Source organism: Paenibacillus sp. S-12 (assembly GCF_030363895.1).
Taxonomy (GTDB): domain Bacteria; phylum Bacillota; class Bacilli; order Paenibacillales; family Paenibacillaceae; genus Paenibacillus_B; species Paenibacillus_B alvei.
This window is the reverse complement of the sequence record NZ_JASIUF010000005.1, coordinates 473149-491122: the sequence shown is the minus strand read 5'-3', so window position 1 is coordinate 491122 and position 17974 is coordinate 473149. Positions and strand designations below refer to the sequence as shown.

22 protein-coding genes are annotated in these 17974 nt (G+C 45.8%); 5 read left to right on the top strand and 17 right to left on the bottom strand.

All coding sequences use genetic code 11. The features are described from left to right. Nucleotides 1-141: 141 nt before the first annotated feature. Nucleotides 142-663, bottom strand: coding sequence for a Crp/Fnr family transcriptional regulator (locus NO352_RS05045; protein ID WP_005548308.1), 522 nt, complete (start codon nt 661-663; stop codon nt 142-144). A gap of 252 nt (nt 664-915) precedes the next feature. On the opposite strand from NO352_RS05045, the gene NO352_RS05040 reads away from it, so the two are divergent. After that, complete coding sequence (locus NO352_RS05040) at nt 916-1380, top strand: YhjD family protein (RefSeq protein ID WP_289355017.1); 465 nt, start codon at nt 916-918, stop codon at nt 1378-1380. A 77-nt stretch (nt 1381-1457) separates the two neighbouring features. Then, nucleotides 1458-1706: an IS3 family transposase gene (locus NO352_RS25040; RefSeq protein WP_353961221.1), complete on the top strand. Its 249-nt coding sequence runs from the start codon at nt 1458-1460 to the stop codon at nt 1704-1706. 80 nt (nt 1707-1786) lie between these two features. On the opposite strand, the gene NO352_RS05035 is transcribed toward NO352_RS25040, so the two are convergent. Together NO352_RS05035 and NO352_RS05030 are read right to left on the bottom strand one after the other, a co-directional pair. Then, nucleotides 1787-2281 (bottom strand): YhjD family protein, encoded by a 495-nt coding sequence (locus tag NO352_RS05035; protein WP_268599647.1) that lies wholly within the window; start codon nt 2279-2281, stop codon nt 1787-1789. Next, nucleotides 2278-3546 carry a DNA polymerase IV gene (locus tag NO352_RS05030; protein WP_163975616.1) on the bottom strand — a complete coding sequence of 423 codons (1269 nt, stop codon included), beginning with the start codon at nt 3544-3546 and terminating at the stop codon, nt 2278-2280. Before NO352_RS05030 ends, NO352_RS05035 begins: the two co-directional genes overlap by 4 nt. 529 nt (nt 3547-4075) lie before the next feature. Between NO352_RS05030 and NO352_RS05025 the strand changes: the two genes are divergently transcribed. Then, a complete protein-coding gene (locus NO352_RS05025; protein WP_289355016.1) occupies nt 4076-5209 on the top strand; it encodes a hypothetical protein in 1134 nt (377 codons plus the stop codon). Nucleotides 5210-5549: 340 nt separating this feature from the next. Here the strand turns inward: NO352_RS05025 and NO352_RS05020 are convergent, their stop codons facing one another. From NO352_RS05020 to NO352_RS25035, 3 genes are all read right to left on the bottom strand, one after another. Beyond that, nucleotides 5550-6383, bottom strand: a complete 834-nt coding sequence (locus NO352_RS05020) for a DUF6544 family protein (RefSeq protein ID WP_268599644.1) — start codon at nt 6381-6383, stop codon at nt 5550-5552. Between the two features lie 7 nt (nt 6384-6390). Further along, nucleotides 6391-6855, bottom strand: a complete 465-nt coding sequence (locus NO352_RS05015; RefSeq protein WP_268599643.1) for a MarR family winged helix-turn-helix transcriptional regulator — start codon at nt 6853-6855, stop codon at nt 6391-6393. A gap of 238 nt (nt 6856-7093) precedes the next feature. Continuing rightward, complete coding sequence (locus NO352_RS25035) at nt 7094-7441, bottom strand: Y-family DNA polymerase (RefSeq protein WP_483311811.1); 348 nt, start codon at nt 7439-7441, stop codon at nt 7094-7096. Here NO352_RS25035 and NO352_RS05005 point away from each other — a divergent pair. Then, nucleotides 7423-8145, top strand: coding sequence for an SOS response-associated peptidase (locus NO352_RS05005; protein ID WP_163975623.1), 723 nt, complete (start codon nt 7423-7425; stop codon nt 8143-8145). The two genes, NO352_RS25035 and NO352_RS05005, sit on opposite strands and share 19 nt — an antisense overlap. 92 nt (nt 8146-8237) lie before the next feature. Here the strand turns inward: NO352_RS05005 and NO352_RS05000 are convergent, their stop codons facing one another. The 8 genes from NO352_RS05000 to NO352_RS04965 all read right to left on the bottom strand — a co-directional run bounded on the left by NO352_RS05000 (nt 8238) and on the right by NO352_RS04965 (nt 16015). Further along, a complete protein-coding gene (locus NO352_RS05000) occupies nt 8238-8792 on the bottom strand; it encodes a DinB family protein (protein ID WP_005548294.1) in 555 nt (184 codons plus the stop codon). A gap of 63 nt (nt 8793-8855) precedes the next feature. Then, on the bottom strand, nt 8856-9794 hold the full coding sequence (locus NO352_RS04995; RefSeq protein ID WP_005548292.1) for a helix-turn-helix transcriptional regulator: 939 nt from the start codon (nt 9792-9794) through the stop codon (nt 8856-8858). A gap of 8 nt (nt 9795-9802) precedes the next feature. Next, on the bottom strand, nt 9803-10192 hold the full coding sequence (locus tag NO352_RS04990; protein WP_005548290.1) for a cupredoxin domain-containing protein: 390 nt from the start codon (nt 10190-10192) through the stop codon (nt 9803-9805). 320 nt (nt 10193-10512) lie between these two features. Continuing rightward, nucleotides 10513-10800, bottom strand: coding sequence for a stage VI sporulation protein F (locus tag NO352_RS04985; RefSeq protein WP_005548288.1), 288 nt, complete (start codon nt 10798-10800; stop codon nt 10513-10515). Between the two features lie 128 nt (nt 10801-10928). Then, nucleotides 10929-12977 (bottom strand): ATP-dependent DNA helicase RecG, encoded by a 2049-nt coding sequence (recG, locus tag NO352_RS04980; RefSeq protein WP_005548286.1) that lies wholly within the window; start codon nt 12975-12977, stop codon nt 10929-10931. An 18-nt stretch (nt 12978-12995) separates the two neighbouring features. Next, on the bottom strand, nt 12996-13874 hold the full coding sequence (locus tag NO352_RS04975) for a DegV family protein (protein ID WP_289355015.1): 879 nt from the start codon (nt 13872-13874) through the stop codon (nt 12996-12998). Nucleotides 13875-13897: 23 nt separating this feature from the next. After that, nucleotides 13898-15601 (bottom strand): DAK2 domain-containing protein, encoded by a 1704-nt coding sequence (locus NO352_RS04970; protein ID WP_005548282.1) that lies wholly within the window; start codon nt 15599-15601, stop codon nt 13898-13900. Nucleotides 15602-15655: 54 nt separating this feature from the next. Continuing rightward, on the bottom strand, nt 15656-16015 hold the full coding sequence (locus tag NO352_RS04965) for an Asp23/Gls24 family envelope stress response protein (protein ID WP_005548280.1): 360 nt from the start codon (nt 16013-16015) through the stop codon (nt 15656-15658). A gap of 170 nt (nt 16016-16185) precedes the next feature. On the opposite strand from NO352_RS04965, the gene rpmB reads away from it, so the two are divergent. Further along, on the top strand, nt 16186-16374 hold the full coding sequence (gene rpmB / locus NO352_RS04960; RefSeq protein ID WP_005548278.1) for a 50S ribosomal protein L28: 189 nt from the start codon (nt 16186-16188) through the stop codon (nt 16372-16374). A gap of 328 nt (nt 16375-16702) precedes the next feature. On the opposite strand, the gene spoVM is transcribed toward rpmB, so the two are convergent. From spoVM to rpe, 3 genes are all read right to left on the bottom strand, one after another. After that, on the bottom strand, nt 16703-16783 hold the full coding sequence (gene spoVM, locus NO352_RS04955) for a stage V sporulation protein SpoVM (protein ID WP_019424875.1): 81 nt from the start codon (nt 16781-16783) through the stop codon (nt 16703-16705). 168 nt (nt 16784-16951) lie between these two features. Then, a complete protein-coding gene (locus NO352_RS04950) occupies nt 16952-17242 on the bottom strand; it encodes a hypothetical protein (RefSeq protein ID WP_268641053.1) in 291 nt (96 codons plus the stop codon). A 54-nt stretch (nt 17243-17296) separates the two neighbouring features. Continuing rightward, complete coding sequence (rpe, locus tag NO352_RS04945) at nt 17297-17974, bottom strand: ribulose-phosphate 3-epimerase (protein ID WP_289355014.1); 678 nt, start codon at nt 17972-17974, stop codon at nt 17297-17299.

The following is a 17974-nucleotide window of genomic DNA, read 5'->3' as shown; positions in this document are numbered from 1 at the left end:
TGTAAAATACGAATGATTATCCTATTAAAGGATATTTCACCTCCAAACAAAACCTCCATATCGAATTCGCAATTTATACGTAGTCCCTCATGCCAACCCGCTTCATGCCAGAGAACCTATTCTCTTATTCTTCCACGCTCATCAGCCATCTTCTCCGCCGTGACCTTGACGCAGAAGCCGATTCACCGTTTCCCGCCTAACACCGATAAATTGACCGATTTCCTCTTGCGTCAATAATTCGGTAATAGGCATTTGCTCTGTATAACTGCGTAACCAAGCTGTCAGCAGCTGCAATCGTTCACTTGGGGTTCCAATGGTTAAATGATCAATGCGCTGCTGCATGAAGCGCAGCTTATCCTGAAGCAGCCTCGCGATGTCCAGCGCCTTGTCTGGTTGCCGCCGTAATCCTTCATACCACTCCTCAGCAGGAATTCGTTCTACTTCTGTCTTCACCATCGCGGTTGCTGTGCCATGGCATTCCTTCGGTGAAATCAACGAATGATGAGGGACAATTTCGCCCGTATATATGAGGTTGAATAAAATAATATTGCCATTCTCATGCAGGCGTGTTACTTTACATAGCCCGCTTATGATGCGATACAAATATGTTCCGGGATCTCCTTGTCTGAACAATACCTCTCCCCGATGCAGTGTCATTCTCATCCCCGACTACCTCCTTATCTTATTTCCCGCTCTGTCTACGAATGCTGCTGTATTCGTTGGGATGTCGTCCTTATTGTACCGATTTTCCATACTTTTGACTACGTATGCCCCTTGATATACGAATATTTGTTCGGTATTATGAATATAATACGAACGTAGGTTCCCTTATATATATATCCATGCTTCTTATGGCATGAGGTCAATGCATTTGGCGTACACAAAATGTATGGCATACAAGGAGGAAGAGCGTGCATGGGTACACCATTCGCATCGAACGGCGCTCCACCGCACAGCGGAGAGGATGCCCTTACTGTCAAGAAATATATTATTCAAACACTCATTTTGGATGTGCTGGAGCGGGACATTGGACGCATAGGGGCCTCTAATCTGAAAATGGCCGACATCTATGCTCAATTTCTGCGACAAGCGCAAGACAACGCTTCTCGCGATTTGTTCCACCTTCGCAAGCAATTTCGCAGCCGCGGCATTAAAGTGTATGAGGAAGAACGGCTAAAGCACGGAATTCGTGTCCATTATGTATGTAGAGGCTATCAGCATTCATTCTACATGCTGCGCGGCTTGATTCGGGCTGAGGTAAAGAAACGGATGCAGGCTTACTTGCACATTGCTGCCGCCCAAACCTCGAATTTGAGCACAAAGGCAGCAAGTATAAGCAGCAACAACAGTGCTTCTACAAGCCCACAGTTAGGTATATAAGCTTCATTTCATCATCTTATCCCTCTCTTACAAAAACACCCCTTAGCCAGCACCAGAGCGTTCTGCTCCTCTGATGCTTGCCAAGGGGGATTTCATATCTTCTCTCTTATTGCCCCGTCCAATTTCTTATTTCTTATTCTGTTTCCGATTTTCTTTTTATTTTCGACAATGCTTGTATAGAGTCGTTCCTTTCGTATCTGAAAACAGAAAAGATCTATCTAACAAATCCGCAAACGTTATTGGAATTGCTACAGGTTATCCGAGATTACGTTTCGTTTTACAACCATGAACGCTTTCAGAAAAAACTAAACAACCGTTCCCCATAGAGTACCGGGAAACGGTTGCAGCGCAGATGTCTTTTTAATTCTGTCTACCAAACAGCAGGCTTAGACTTATTAATGACTTACTATTTTGACCTTGATAAGTTACTTAATTTTGTGATAAGTCTGTCCGTGTATCGAGCTAACCTTCTGCTTATTTCCATCCTCATGTACTCTTTTGTTATAATAAAACTATCCTCAGAGTTACGGTAAGCATAGTGTAATATCATTGTACTATCGTGCTTCTCTTCATCTACAATACGAATTTCTTTTTTCAACATCTCTTGTCTTCTTTTGGACAGGTCGGCAGAAATATTATTCGCGAGGATTTGAGCTGCCTTGGTATAAAGGGATTTTAACGTCTCAGAGGATACCCCCATTTCGTGAATTTTTTTAGTTACCATTGTATACATTACCGAAAGTAGAATATAATCGCGCATTAATTCAATATCTTCTCTCTTTGGCTGGTTTGATGTCCCACTTGGCGCGTCACGATGCCTACTCAACAAAGCTTCCCGATGTTGCGGCAACATCATCCGGCTGGACTCCCAAAGACCATTCTTCTCGAGTTTTTTACTCATTTATAATGCCCCCCGATTTTCAGGGATCTCTCTAGTGCTTGACCTGCGTGGGTAAGGGAAGAAGCTCTGATAATTGCCGCATTTCCATATCGATCCTTAATCGTATCAGTCACCTTATCCAGCGCCCTAGCTCTCTCTTGATCTTCAAAAAGCGTTAGTTGATAATGCTGGTCATCTTCCAATGTGCTTAACATAACACCCACACGACGTACGGGCATCCGATCCCAATATTGATAAAAAATTCTCTTTACCATCTCAAATACTTTATTTGTATTATTCGTCGGGTCCGGCATTTTCATCTGGCGTGAGAATCCTGTAGGAGCATCGTACGGACTGCACATACAGCTTACGGTTGTAACCCAGCCCATATACCCTTTCGTCCGACAATCTCGGCAGACTTCCTCCGTCAACTCTAACAATATTGTATCGATCTCTGCAGAATCCGTATAATCTCGGGGCAAAGTCATCATATGACCAATAGATTTTGGAGGAGTTTGAAATGTCCCTGGTGTCACCAGACTATCATCCAACCCGTTCGCCGTTCGCCACATCACCTCGGCATGAATATCCGACTGCTTGCCGAAACGAGCTCGAAATTTATCCTTAAGCTGTGGCAATGGAGTTCTCGCAATGTCCCCAATCGTAACTATCCCTAATTTCGCAAAATGCCTGCACATCCGGGATCCAACACCGAACATTTTATGAACAGGTTCTTTCCACAGCACGACGGGAACATCAGATGGATGCAAGGTAAAAATACCGCTTTTATTTTTTTTTGCCCAGATGTCTGTTGCAGTTTTAGCTAATATTTTATTGGTGCTGATTCCTATTCGAATCCGCACTCCTGTCTGGAGCATTACTCGTTTTTGGATTTCCTTTGCAATGGTAATCGGATCCCCGAAAATTGATTGGCTCGCCGTCACATCTAAAAATTGTTCGTCAATACTAAACACTTCAACTAAATCCGTAAACTCCTCATAAATCTGAGTAATCATCAAAGAAACATCGATGTAATGCTGCATACGAGGACGCATAATGACGAGATCCGGGCATTTCTTAAGGGCTTCACCTAACCGTTCGGCTGTCGTCACGCCAAAACTTTTCGCAATCGGGCACGCGGCCAGAATAATCCCTGAACGACGTGTAGGGTCACCAGCTACTGCTACTGCTTTATTTTTATATTCTGGATGATCTGCTTTTTCTACACTTGCATAAAAGCTTTCGCAATCGGCTAAAAATACTACCCTTTCCCTTCTTTGACTCACATAAAGCCCTCCAATATTTATAAATCATGTTACATACACAATCACAAAACAAGAACGTATATTCTCATTATATACCGAACATACATTCCCTATACAAATGAATTTTTTGGATCTATGAAACCTCACCCTTAGTTATCGAATACATTGTGGCTTTTGAATCGATGATGACGATGCATATGGTCAACTACAGAATGCAAGGCAAAACACAAAGCCAATTTACAAGATAAAGGTAAAGGTGCTGTTTGCAAGCATTGAAGAGCAGAGCGACAGGAAGAGCAGGAGCATATGGCAATGTGGGCGTAATTATTTCATAGTAATATTATGTCCCGTATAATGAATGAAGTAGTTGATGCAAACTTCATAAAAGAATACAGCCAATCTAAACCTTAAGCATTAAGACTACGTTAAGGATATTGGTCTAAAGGTGAGCAAGAAGAGAAATGCTTCACTTTATTTGCGGGTTCGAACATCTTGGAGCTACTCTGTTTGTAAAGACTAATAATATTATCAACTTTTGGGAGAGACACATATGAACAAACAGGTATTTAGCGATCTTTGTGATGATGCTTTAAGGAATAAAGATACTTATTTGCAAGAGGCAAGATCGCGGGTTACACGTTGGGAGTATTATGAAGGTTCCTCATATTATCATTTAGCACCATATTGGTTTGAGCGTAACATTGAACCAAAAGGGATACCTACTAGTAATAGCGATGGGTTTAATTACGGATTTGATTGCAATAATCAGTTGATTTATATGAAAGTAGGATATTGGGAAGAGTGTATTGAAAGGAGTGGTGAGCGTATCATAAACCGAACATTTTTGGATGGTAGGGTGAATTCCATTGAGGTGATTATACTTGAAGAAGGACGTCCTATCGAGTACACGGAATTCGTTGTACGAAATGGTATTGACTTATGGCATATATGGTCTTTTAAAGAATACTATCGCTACTCAGGAAACCAATTAACTACCATTGAATTAGAAAAATATGAACCTAAAAATATTACTACATATAGCTTGGAATATAAAGAGACAGGTGAGCTTAAGAAAATCACAAAATTAGATGACGAAGAAATCATTTACCTGGAAATGTCGGTAGAGGAAGTAACCTCATTACGTAGTACTGTCATTGAAGAACTATATAGTGAATGTGAAGCGGCTTTACAACGTTTAGGTAAGTGTATAGGTGAAAGTAAGCTTTGTTTTTTAGCAATTTGGCTACATCAAGAAACTCAAGCTGTAGTTAATCCAACGTTTATTGCTGGGATGGACTATATTCGTGAAGAACAACTAGCTGATGGAGAAGATCTAGAAACACTTTGGTATATAGGATACCATTCAGACTATGACGAAGGGCTTGAAAATGAGGATCTAATTCGGAAATTTTCTCTGTTAATGAACTATTGGGAGCTACATTCTAATGTTTCTGATGAACCTACCTATTCTACATTGCAACATCATAATTGGTGGGGAGAAGGATTAGCTATATGGCAGGAAGTTGCCTATAGACTAAATAGAAGGAAGTGGGATAAAGTCTTACCTGTTACTGATCATTTTGTTGTGTTTATTGACGAGGAAAATTTCGATCCAAGTAACGATCTTCCACGTTATATAACTCATGAACAATTAGCTAAACTTCAGGCGAAAGAACTAATCTGATATCTCATTTTTAGTATGACTGTGAGTAATAAAAAGCACTCACATATGTGGGTGCTTTAGCCATGTTATTTGGGATCGTCAGTAAATTCAGCGGGGCAGTTTTTTTGTGAAGCGTAGCCGACGTCGAGTTAATGCTCCACCAAAATACCTTTGGTATCCAATTATACCAGCCCTTCTTTAGCAAGCTTGCGGACTAATGCCAAAAGAGGCCGCATTCCTCTCATTAGGAGAGTTAATTACCAGCTTTGCAAAAAACAAGCGTCTCGGAACGATAGGAGACGTAACGGGTCAAAGTCATTAAATCCCATCAATATAAGGATGAATAAAGAAACACCTATTTCTATTCATATTCAACAGTAAAACAAGCACCGTCAAAATAAATAAGATCTCCATGATCGTAATTCCAAACAGCCTGAAGTTGGGTTGGTTGTTTGATACCGCCAATTGTCTTGTAGTCCTTAAATATGGCCGACCATCTTACTTGCTGAATTGTTCCATCGGTAGATATAACGTATCTATCTTCTGTTGTAAAAGAAAGAAGCTCCCCCTTCTCACTGAAAGTAAATATCCCGCTTGCTGATATATCATTGTACGATATCGTCGCTTTTGCATGGGTATCATCAACTGTCTCCCAGGTCATATAATGCTGTAAAGCAGCATTAGGCATGATAAGAGATTCTGAAAGAAAGGTTACTAGACAAGCTTTATTCATTTCTTTACCTTTGTGATTAAACAGCGTAATGACTTTAGCTAGAACTCCTTTCATACTACCTTCACCATCAATATAAGAATCGAACCCTTGAAATGGTATTCCATACATTGACGTGTCAATATAGGCAAATCTTATAGGCTCGCGTACAAAGTTATATTGAGTGTAGTCGATTTTTAATGGTGGCTTGTCGGGTGACATAATAAAATTAACTTCTTTAAAGGCTACCTTCATATAAGACATTTTAGGAATGCCAATGTATCCACTATATTCAAAATATTTCCTTACCGGATACGGCAATTCTTTAATATCATCGAATGTAAAGATATCATTAATGACATTAGAAATATTGATTTGTTCTGTTGCGGATTGAATAAACTCTGTATTGGTTTTGGAATAAGGCACATTAAAAAATACAATGATACCGATTATAATAATGCCAAGGATCGAAACGATTATCCACATTGTTTTTTTACCCCTTTTCCTCGACTTCATGAGCATTCTCCATTCTGTTTACATTGTTAGCTAAATGAATGACTCCTTCATACAACCCATTGGTCAAATTTTCATCAAGTTCGTCAAACAGAGCATTCAGAAACTGCATCTCTTTTTCGCTTCGAGCCTGGAAATAAGTGAAACATTCGGGTGTAAGGTGAATTCTAAAGATTCTAGCGTCTTGATCATCTTTTATAAGGGAAACAAAGCCCTGTTTCTCAAGTAAACCGGCCATTTTCTTGACGTTTTGCCTAGAATTCCCAACCAATTTAGCCACCTCACTTATTGTCGGAGATGATCGTCCCGACTTTAAAATGACAGCTATCAACAACCACTGCTTAAGCGTTACATTCTCATCCAATTTGTCACCAAGAGCTTGTAATCGGTTGGCTAATGTAAGAATACCACCAAAGATGTAAGCCTTTTTCTCTATGTCATTCAATATTAAATACCTCCGATCTTTCAAAATAAAGGTAACTAGTTACATATATTATATGTAACTAGTTACCTTTTGTCAAACTTGTTGATGAAAACGAGAGAATCTACAGTAACTTCCAATATGACACCTAGAACTTCCCTCTATCATCGGTCATCGGACATTGTTGTTTCGCTGCAGATGCGCAAGCTTCAGCGGTTTACCGAAGAGTTACCAACTCCCCGTCACATCCAGATGCTGTTCATCACAATACTGTACGGCTCACCAAATCCGTATATCGCTGAAATATTTCCGTAATTTGCAGCGATACGCGAATGTACCCCTCCATGTGGGGCTGAACAACAATGAGATCCAGGCATTTTCCTATCGCCTCGCCCAGCCGCTCCGCTGTTGTGATACCATGCTTTTTCACTATTGGACAGGCCGCAGGGATATTTTGAAAATTCCATTCTAACAGCGTCGAATGCGGGCCAATATAGAATGGTATGCCTCTCCACTTCACGCGGAAGGCAGGCGATTGTGATATGATAAACTCACTATAGGATAGACCTGAAAAGGAAGGAGTACAGGAATATGTGTGGCCGATATACATTAACCGTTACCATTGAACAGCTAATGGCACATTACTTGCTCGACCCAGGTGCTCTCGTGCCCTTTCATGAGCCACGCTATAATATCGCGCCAAGCCAGCAGGTTCCGGCGCTTATTCATGATGGTGCGAAGCTTCGGCTTGGACCGCTCAAGTGGGGGCTCATTCCTTCTTGGGCAAAGGATGAGAAATTCGCTGGGCGCACGATTAATGCGCGTGCTGAAACATTACGGGACAAACCTGCCTTTCGGCTCCCCTTCCAGCGAAAACGGTGCATCATACCCGCAGACAGCTTCTACGAGTGGAAGCGCAATCCGGACGGAACCAAGCAGCCAATGCGCATTAGACGGACAGACGGCGGCATATTCAATATGGCAGGCTTGTATGACACGTGGGTGAATGCCAATGGAGACAAGGTTAGTACATGTACGATCATTACCACGACACCGAATGAACTGATGGAGCCAATCCATGATCGAATGCCTGTTATTTTGCCTGAGGAGCAGCTGTCATTCTGGCTGGATCGCCGCATGACTGACACGGGGAAGCTCCAGTCTGTACTCCTTCCATATCCGTCGGAGCTGATGGAAGCTTACCCTGTCAGTGCCAAGGTAGGGAACACACGAGTGGATGACCCATCCTGCATTGAACGTGCAAGCTTACAGGAGCAAAAAGGAGAGACGCACGACAGCGTCTCCCCTACATGATTTGAACGATGACAACCTATCACGGTTCGCCATATCTCGCACCCAAGATTATTTAATACAGCTGCGAAGCGAACGCTAGGCGTCCTAAACAATTACATGGCTGACTCGGTCTCCTGAAGAAATTCCGCTAGACGCTCACGCTGCAGCATATGATGACGGAAATGCATATCCACGAGCATATACCATTCCTTCGCACTCAAGTAGCCGAATCCCGGATGCATCGTCTTGTTCTGTTCCGGAATCGATGCAACAGCTGACGCAAGCTCCTCCATTCGCTGCAATACGGCCTGCATCCCTTTCACGATTTCTTCCTTGCTTGCAGGCTGTGGCGGCGTATATTCCGGCGATGCCGGCACCTTTATCCGAATGGGAGGAATGCTTCCCGCAGCAAAGACAAGCTCCCCTTGTTCAGACTTCTCCTGCTGGCTGCCGCCATCTACAATCATGTCACGGCATACCTCGATCTGACGAAGCTGCATGTAGAGAGCGGAACGGATCAAATGCATATATACTTGCCCAAGCGACCATTCCTCTTCGCTAGGCTTATGTGTAATCTGCTCCATGCTGTAGCGTTCGAGCTCTTGCACAATCTGCTTTACGGATTCCTCTACACGCAGCAGCGATTGACGTGGGTTCATATTGGTCATAAGTAAAACTCCCTTCAAACGAATATATCCCAACTATACGCAAACGCTACTGACAACAGTATGTCAGTAGCGTTTATATTGCTGCACTATTTTTTTTGCCTCGAGATAAACGAGCTCTGCCAGCGATTCCGGCTCCAGTACCTCCGCTAATGTGCCCCAGCCCATAATCCAGCCAAGCACCTCCTCAGGTCGTCGTACCCGCAGCGTCACAAGTGCCCCTTCCGGGTGATCCTCCATAACTTCCACGTAATAATAGCCCTGCTCCTTGACCTTGTCGGCTGCCGCAGCGCGCAGAAGAACACGAACGATCATCGAACGATCATCGGAAGGCGTATAGGATTGCAAGCAAAAGTCTGAAGGACGGACAAATGGTTCGTCCAGTAGTTCCAACTCCTTGATGCGGCTAAGTCTAAAATGCCTCAGCTCTTGCCTGAGATGGCAATATGCAACCATCGCCCAGTTTCCTTTGACATGCACAATGCCATAAGGATCGACCTTTCGAACATGCTCTCTCTCGCCGTCTTCCCCGCGAACTGGCTTCACATATCGGAAGCATACCCTCCGCTCCTCCAGAACAGCACGACGAAGCACGGCCAGCCCTTCTGTATGCGCTTCATCAGCAATCATTTTCAAGGAGGAGCGCATCCGATCCGCATCCTGCTGCACGGACGCTGGCATAACAGAAATAAGCTTGCGCCGAATGGACTGAATCGTGGCATCATGGGTTCTGCCGAACTGCCGCTCGATGTAATCTACCCCAAGCAGAAGCGACTCCGCCTCTTCCGGCGTAAAATGAACAGGCGGCAGGAAGTAGCCTTCCATCAGCGAATAGCCCTGGCCAGGCGCTCCGATGATTGCAACTCCTGCCTCACTAAGCGCCTGAATATCACGATAAATCGTACGCACACTCGTTTCAAAAACAGACGCCAGATCCTCTGCTCGCATTGTCCCTCTGCGCTGCAGTTCCAGCACAATCGCCATCATCCGATCCGTCTTATTCATCGCTGACGCTACTCTTCTACAACGAGTTCGCCCTTCATACCATCATGGCCTGAACCGCACATAATCGAGCATTGAAATTCAAATGTACCAGCCTTATCTGCGGTGAATTCCGCGCTTGCGCCATCCTGCTGCAATTCTACATTGTAACCATCCAGCTTTAAGCCGTGTAGGCCCTGCTTATTATTGAGTGTCAGCTTTACCTTGTCGCCTTTCTTAACCTTGATCGTTCCAGGCTCAAATTTATAATTCGTTGCATTAATCGTTACCGTGCTTGCCCCATCCGAGGACGCAGCTGTCCCTGATTCTGCACCAGTTCCCTTGCCTGAACCGCAGCCAGCGAGTGATACAGCCAGCAGCATGGCAGCCAATAACGCTGTACCTATTTTAATCTTCTTCATGTTGATTCGCCTCCATGTATTAGATAATGAAAGAATGAATGCTAACCTTTATTACTATCTAAGCATATTTTGAGTACTTGGATCGTAAAAATTGAAAATTGTTCCGAATTCGTCAACAATGCGACCTCAATCGTGATCCATATTGTTGAAAAAAGCAGGAAATAAGAAGGTATATCTAGGCCTATAATGTCGGGAATCGAACTAAAACCATACGAGCCGCCCTATTTCCCGCGCGAACACGCAAAAAGCCCAGCTCTCCCAAGAGAACTGGACTTCCTCGTGTATTTAGCATACCTAGGCATCCTAAGGCATAGCTAATATTAGCGGAACATCCCCCACAGCTTCAATAAATGGAACGTATTGTTCGGATCGATTTTTTGCGCAAGAATGAAATCGGTGAACTGCTCCTCCTGCTGGCTCGTGAGCGGCTCATTCAGCGCTTTCGCAATTTGTTTCATGAGACGCTTGATCGTGGCGCGATTTTGAAGATCCGCCTTGGTAAGGCCCTCGACAGCCTTTTTTACGCGATCTTTCGTTGCTGGATTTTTCAACTTCAGCTTTATTCGCTCCACGAGCTGTGGACTAATACCATATTTCACATAACTCATACGGACAGCACCTCCAGAACATATCCCGTAGAAAACATGGGAACCTGTTCCAATATATGCTTACCCGCTTGTCTACTATCCGCCCGATTTCATCCGAACTGCCTGAATACTGCTGAAAGCAGTCAACGTTAGTCCAGAAGTTCCCCTTGGAACAACTGCTCCTGCTGGGCAGCATCCCGGAGCGACGCATATTCTAGTGATGTCCAATACGCCTCAGAGCGGATAAGCTCCGCTGCATCATCTCGCGCCTGCTCCAGTACGGCAAAGTCACTTGACATATCTGCCACCTTAAAGTCAGGCATACCGCTCTGCTTCGTTCCGAAAAAGTCACCAGGACCACGGAGCTCCAAATCACGTTCGGACAGCTCGAAGCCGTCATCCGTTTCCGTCATAATGCGCATACGCTCTTGGCCAATCTCCGACTTTGGATCCGCGATCAGCACGCAGTAGGACTGATGCTCGCCTCGTCCAACACGTCCACGCAACTGGTGGAGCTGCGACAAGCCGAAGCGCTCCGCATCCATGACGATCATAAGCGTTGCATTCGGTACGTCAACACCAACCTCAATCACCGTCGTCGAGACGAGTACATGGGTGTCTCCCGTACTGAACGTGCGCATGACCTCATCCTTTTCTGAAGGCGTCATGCGTCCATGCAGCAGCCCAACCTTCAAATCTGGAAACGCCTGTTGCATCTGTACATGTACATCGATTGCATTCTGTACATCCAGCTTGTCCGATTCCTCAATGAGCGGGCAGATGATATAAGCCTGTCGTCCAGCATCCACCTCGCGGCGGATAAAGCCAAGGACACGGTCGAGCATATCATGCTTCACCCAGTACGACTTAATCGCCTTGCGCCCAGCAGGCCGCTCACGAATAGAGGACACATCCATATCGCCAAAAGCGGTAATCGCCAGCGTACGAGGGATTGGCGTCGCGGTCATGAGCAGCACGTCTGGGTTCATCCCCTTGCGGCGCAATATGCTGCGCTGGTTGACACCGAACCGATGCTGTTCATCCGTAACAACAAGACCAAGTTTCCGGTAATGCACGTCATCCTGAATGAGCGCATGTGTCCCGACCATAATGTCGACCATGCCCATCTGCAGCGATGCGAGCAAATCTTTGCGCTTCCGTCCGGACAAGCTTCCTGTCAGCAGCCCGACCTCAATGCCGTGCGGCTCGAACAGCTTCGTCAAGGATCGCATATGCTGCTCTGCCAATATTTCCGTAGGCACCATAAGAGCCCCTTGGTAGCCTGCACGTACAGTAGCATACAAGGCAACAGCGGCCACAACCGTCTTACCGGAACCGACATCTCCCTGCAGCAGTCGATTCATACAGGTAGGAGCCCTCATATCGTGCAAAATATCAGTTACAGCCTTCTTCTGACCATCTGTCAGCTCGAAGGGAAGACTGCGGACGAATTCACGAATCGTCGCATTGCCAACCTCATGAACAACCCCGTCAGCACGCTCGCGGGTAACCGCACGAAATACGTGCAGTTTCAGCTGGAACAGCAGCAATTCCTCGTAGACCATTCGTCTTCGCGCCTGCTTACCTTCCTCTGCATCCTGCGGCATATGCATCGCCCTCACAGCCTGCTTGCGCGGCATCAGTCGATAGCGCCGCATCAATTCCGGCGGCATCAGCTCAGGAATTGCTTCGCCGAACTGTTGAAGCGCTTGCGTAATCGTTTTGCGCATCCATGCCTGCGTAATCTTGCCACCGACTGAGTACACGGGCTGCAAGGTGTTTTTCCGACCTTCTCCACGATCCGAGAATTCAGATGTCGACACCGTCATCTGCAGCCGGCGCTGATCCCATTTCCCAGTCAATACAATCTCCCGCCCTTGCGTAAGCTGTTCGCGCAAATAATGGCGGTTGAACCATGTTGCTGTAATTAGCCAATCCTCTACCATCACTTTGCAGGACAAGCGAGACTTGCGTCCGAAGCGCTGCAGAACGGGAGCGCTCATTACCCGTCCTTCGACGGTTACTTTCTCTCCATCCTTTAGTTCGCTAAGCGAGCGCAAATGAAAATCATCGTAACGGTATGGAAAATAATCAAGTAAATCAGCAACGGTAGAGATGCCAAAGGCGTGAAGCTCTTGTTGTTTCGAAGCGCTCACGCCTTTAATCATCGTTACCGGACATTGTTTAAGTTCAATCATAATTGCACCACACTTACCCTATTGCACAGATTCGACGGAATCCGTATCTGCTGGCCACATGAATACAGCGCCTACGCCCGTACCAACATGGGTTCCGATGACAGCGCCGATAGCCGTGTATGAAAAAGAGCGGATATCGAAGCGCTGCTTAATCGCTTCCGTCAAGTCATCTGTTGCGGATTGGTCACTTGTATATCCCATCACGACATGGACCGGATGATCTGCATGATCCCGCTCCAGCAGTTCAACAATGCGCGCAACAGCCCGCTTATGCCCGCGAACCTTGTCCAACGCATACACTTCACCCGCACCATCCACAGATAGGATAGGCTTAATGTTAAGCAGCGTCCCGAACATAGCAGCAGCTTTGCCGATACGCCCTCCCTTATGCAAAAATTCCAATGAATCTACTAAAAAGTATAAAGAGCGCTCTGTTTGATAACGCTCGATCATAGCCAAAATCTCTTCCTTGGAATGCCCTGCTTCAGCCATGCGTGCCGCCTCAACTACAATCAGTCCAAACCCATAGGAAGCTGACTTCGAATCGACAATCGTAATATCCGCCTCTTCCTCAAGCATGCTCTTGGCAAGGACTGCGGATTGATACGTTCCGCTAAGCGCTGAGGACAAATGTATTGAAATAACTTGGGTGTCCGATTCTGTATTCAATCGTTTGTATACATCCAAAAACTCGACAGGCGAAGGCTGAGATGTTGTAGGAAGCTTATCAGCCTGCACCAGCTTCTTATAGAACTGTTCTGCATTGATCGTTACAGCATCCTTGAACATCTCTTGGCCAAAATGCACCTTGAGCGGTACCATCTCGATCCCGTAGCGTTCACGCACATCCTGCGGAATATCCGCTGTACTGTCCGTTACGATACGAATATGACTCATACAGAATCCCCCTCCACATTGTCCTACTCTACGGAAATGATATAGGAATAGATCGGCTGTCCGCCTTGATGCACTTCTACCTCAGCATTTGGATAATGTTCGCCAAGCCATGCCACAAGCGCTTCCGTATCCTCGTCCTTTGCTTCCTCCCCAGTAAGAAGCGTAACGACTTCCCCGTTGTTCTCCATCATCTTCGTTACCAACTGCTGCAAGGTATCTGTAACCGATTCAGTCGTTGTTACGATTTTGCCATTGACAATACCCATGTAGTGTCCAGCCTTAATCTCCAGACCGTCCAATGTCGTATCACGCACCGCGTACGTAACTTGACCGGATGTAATATGAGCAATAGCATCCTCCATAGCTGAACGGTTCACTTCTAAGCTTTCGTCCTCTTGGAAAGCAAATGCAGCTGCAATTCCTTGCGGAATCGTCTTGCTGATGAGAACCGTCACATCACGCTCCACAATCTCCGCAGCCTGCTTCGCAGCCATAACGATGTTGGAATTGTTCGGCAGAATGAAAATGTGCTGCGCCGAAATCGATTCAATGGCATCAATGAAATCCTGTGTGCTCGGATTCATTGTCTGTCCGCCAGACAACACAACATCTACGCCAAGGCTGCTGAAAATGTCACGAATCCCATCGCCCATCGCTACTGCGATGAAGCCATAAGGAGCGAGTTCTTCAGCTGGAGGTTCAATTGGAGTTGCCTCAATTGTCATTTCCTGCACAGGAATTTCCGCGAATATCTCTGGCATAGCGGATACATCTCCGTGTTCTCCATGTATGATTTCACGGTGCTGCTCACGCATATTCAAAATGTGCATTTGTGTCAGCTCGCCATATTCCATCGCGAGATCAAATACTTCGCCTGGCTTGCGGGAATGGACATGAACCTTAATGATTTCATCATCTGGAATCAAAATGATCGAATCCCCATTTTTGGCAAGCGCTTTCCTGAAATTGTCTTCGTCGAACGGCTTTGATGCACCGCGCGTACGATCAATGAAGAACTCCATATCGTACAAGAATTCAATATCTTCCGTATGCAGCTTCGCTTGAGCAGAAGTATGCAAATTCGGTGCTGGCACTGCGGATGGTGTATGAACTGTCGTAGGTGCAGCCGTCTCATGGAACGTGCCGTCAGCCGACTCCAGAACACTCAGGAATCCTTCATAAATATATACAAGGCCTTGTCCACCAGAGTCAACAACGCCTACCTGCTTCAGTACAGGCAGCATATCCGGTGTCTTCGCCAGTGCTTCCTTGGACTTCGCTACTACCTCCCGCATAAACTCCGTCAAATCTGGAGTACGGCGAGCGATTTGAACAGCGTGCTTAGCCGTTTCCTTCGCAACTGTCAATATCGTTCCTTCAACCGGCTTGACGACAGCCTTATAAGCAGTATCAACACCGCTTTGCATCGCATGAGCGAACTGAACGGAGTTTACCTCATCCAGACCAGCGACTCCACGGCCAAAGCCACGGAACAATTGAGACAAAATAACACCCGAGTTACCCCGGGCACCCATTAGCAATCCTTTGGACAAAACTTCTGCCGATTTGGCAATTGATGCAGACATCTTCGCTTTCAACTCAGTTACGCCTGCTGTCATCGTCAAATTCATGTTCGTCCCCGTGTCCCCATCAGGAACTGGAAAGACATTTAATGAATTGACGTGCTCTGCGTGGCGATTCAAACTGTCTGCACCACTTAGCACCATATTGGCAAATTGTGTTCCATTTAAAGAACGTATATTCAACGAATATTCCCCTTCCTAGCTTAATACGCGTACGTCTTGGACAAAGATGTTGACTTGCTCTACTGACAGGCCAGCTACATCATTCAATACATATTTCACTTTCTGTTGAATGTTGTGCGCCACTTCGGATATTTTCGTTCCGTAGCTTACAATAATATATAAATCGATATGTAGCGCATCTTGCTCTCGGCGCACTTCGACACCACGCGTCAGATTTTCGCGACCAAGCAGCTCTGCAATGCCGTCCTTCAACTGCTTGCGCGAGGCCATGCCCACAAGTCCATAACATTCCATTGCCGCAGATCCGGCGATGACTGCTACGACCCCTTCGGAAATATTCACAGATCCGAGATCAGTATCCAATTGAATGGTCATGGTTGTTCCACCCCTTTTTGTGAGTATTATGGACTAATCAACATTGTACTATAATAGAAAACAGAAATAAACAAAGTTTTTGATTCAGTTGACGAGGCTTTTTCGAATATGATATCATATTTGAGTATTTAATTGTATCAGGGTTGTTTTGGGATAAGGAGGTGTAAGGCATGGCTCGCAAATGTTATGTAACGGGGAAAAAACCTGGTTCCGGTAATCACGTATCGCACGCGAATAACAAAAACCGCCGCACTTGGGGCGTTAACGTTCAAAAGGTTCGCATCTTGGTAGATGGCAAACCAAAACGCGTCTACGTGAGCACACGCGCTTTGAAAGCAGGTAAAGTGACTCGCGTCTAATCCCATGAAAGATATACAAAAAGCACCTCGACGCGATCAGGTGCTTTTTTTCATATCTCAATGGAGGCTCCTCATTGATTATTCGTTCAATGAAGAGCCCTTTTTTATATATGCAATGATTACATGAGATGACACGGATTGATGCCATCTTGCAGAGAACGGTCGGCCCTCCGAACGGGACGGAACAACCGTTTCTGCTTCATGCCAGAACCCGCCGTAGTTCATATTTGTGCTGAGCCTGTTGTCCCGTTCCCGCTGTATCTCTAATGCGATTACGCTCGGGTGGTGGATGATAAATACGGATTCAGCATTATGGCCGCCGGGAACGTCAGTTTTTTTGAAACGTATTTAAGATGGCCTTGACGAAACCTCCCAAGAACTTAGGCAGCTTAAACGTATAGAACTTCATACTCCACCCTCCTCGTCATCTCATCTACCCTACAGTTCCATTCGCCGACCTGTCCGAAAGACCAGTCATGATAAGAAAAAAAGGTTACATGAGATCTGTGCTCATGTAACCACTATATGCCGACCCTATACGCTCTATGCATGGAGAGCAAGCCCGATTCGGAAGGATTCAAACAGCAGGCGCAGGCATTTGCTTCATATATGTGACAACTGACATCATGAATAAAAAGATGAAGTAAAACAATACGGACAAGGATACAAACCAAATCCGTACTCCTTTGGTTTCGTACCGCTTGAAGAACCTGTACCCGAGATACAACGCTCCTACCGAGCATACCAAGTTAACCGGAAATGTCAAAAACGCATACAGTCCTACCAGCGATCCGCATACAAAACTGTACAGCGTCAGCATTAGCGCCGTTACCCACATGCTTTTCTCCCCTTTGTCGCTCAGAAGCATCACGCTCTCCCAGACAAACCTCTCGCGATGTTTCCTCACAATCTAGTTGCCGTGTCAACCTCTCTGGGCTGCTTCACGAATGAGACGTATCGCTTCAGCGCGATCCTCCGCTCCGTACACAGCGCTTCCTGCCACAAGCACATCTGCTCCTGCTGCCGCAACCAGACCGGCTGTAGCCGTTGATATGCCTCCATCCACTTCAATATGCACATCCTGTCTGCCGAGTTCGTTCAGCTTCATACGCAAACGCTTGATTTTATCGGTCATCGAAGAAATAAACTTCTGTCCACCGAACCCTGGATTCACCGTCATAATAAGGAACAAATCCACATCGCTGAGCAGTTCTTCAACGGCTGACAACGAAGTTCCTGGATTCAGAGCAATGCCGGCCTTGGCTCCGCATTCCTTAATTTGATGCACCACACGATGCAGATGCGGGCAAGCTTCCGCATGTACGGTAATGACATCGGCGCCGGCCTTGGCAAAGTCGGGAACATACTTCTCAGGCTCCACAATCATGAGGTGAGCATCCAATGTCAACTTCGTATGCGGACGGATAGCATCTACAATGAGCGGACCGAACGTTAAGTTTGGAACAAAGCGGCCGTCCATCGCATCGATGTGAATCCAGTCGGCGCCGCCTTGCTCTACGTCACGGATATCCTGCGAGAGCTTCGCAAAGTCGGCAGACAAAATGGAAGGGGCAATTCGGATGTCGTTCTGCTGTGTCAT

Bases quoted from the DNA above. Each gene is read 5' to 3' on its own strand.
- NO352_RS05045 (WP_005548308.1), bottom strand. From the start codon at position 663: ATGAGAATGACACTGCATCGGGGAGAGGTATTGTTCAGACAAGGAGAT.
- NO352_RS05040 (WP_289355017.1), top strand. From the start codon at position 916: ATGGGTACACCATTCGCATCGAACGGCGCTCCACCGCACAGCGGAGAG.
- NO352_RS05035 (WP_268599647.1), bottom strand. From the start codon at position 2,281: ATGAGTAAAAAACTCGAGAAGAATGGTCTTTGGGAGTCCAGCCGGATG.
- NO352_RS05025 (WP_289355016.1), top strand. From the start codon at position 4,076: ATGAACAAACAGGTATTTAGCGATCTTTGTGATGATGCTTTAAGGAAT.
- NO352_RS05020 (WP_268599644.1), bottom strand. From the start codon at position 6,383: ATGTGGATAATCGTTTCGATCCTTGGCATTATTATAATCGGTATCATT.
- NO352_RS05005 (WP_163975623.1), top strand. From the start codon at position 7,423: ATGTGTGGCCGATATACATTAACCGTTACCATTGAACAGCTAATGGCA.
- NO352_RS25035 (WP_483311811.1), bottom strand. From the start codon at position 7,441: ATGTATATCGGCCACACATATTCCTGTACTCCTTCCTTTTCAGGTCTA.
- NO352_RS05000 (WP_005548294.1), bottom strand. From the start codon at position 8,792: ATGACCAATATGAACCCACGTCAATCGCTGCTGCGTGTAGAGGAATCC.
- NO352_RS04995 (WP_005548292.1), bottom strand. From the start codon at position 9,794: ATGAATAAGACGGATCGGATGATGGCGATTGTGCTGGAACTGCAGCGC.
- NO352_RS04990 (WP_005548290.1), bottom strand. From the start codon at position 10,192: ATGAAGAAGATTAAAATAGGTACAGCGTTATTGGCTGCCATGCTGCTG.
- NO352_RS04985 (WP_005548288.1), bottom strand. From the start codon at position 10,800: ATGAGTTATGTGAAATATGGTATTAGTCCACAGCTCGTGGAGCGAATA.
- recG (WP_005548286.1), bottom strand. From the start codon at position 12,977: ATGATTGAACTTAAACAATGTCCGGTAACGATGATTAAAGGCGTGAGC.
- NO352_RS04975 (WP_289355015.1), bottom strand. From the start codon at position 13,874: ATGAGTCATATTCGTATCGTAACGGACAGTACAGCGGATATTCCGCAG.
- NO352_RS04970 (WP_005548282.1), bottom strand. From the start codon at position 15,601: ATGGTGCTAAGTGGTGCAGACAGTTTGAATCGCCACGCAGAGCACGTC.
- NO352_RS04965 (WP_005548280.1), bottom strand. From the start codon at position 16,015: ATGACCATTCAATTGGATACTGATCTCGGATCTGTGAATATTTCCGAA.
- rpmB (WP_005548278.1), top strand. From the start codon at position 16,186: ATGGCTCGCAAATGTTATGTAACGGGGAAAAAACCTGGTTCCGGTAAT.
- spoVM (WP_019424875.1), bottom strand. From the start codon at position 16,783: ATGAAGTTCTATACGTTTAAGCTGCCTAAGTTCTTGGGAGGTTTCGTC.
- NO352_RS04950 (WP_268641053.1), bottom strand. From the start codon at position 17,242: ATGCTTCTGAGCGACAAAGGGGAGAAAAGCATGTGGGTAACGGCGCTA.
- rpe (WP_289355014.1), bottom strand. From the start codon at position 17,974: ATGACACAGCAGAACGACATCCGAATTGCCCCTTCCATTTTGTCTGCC.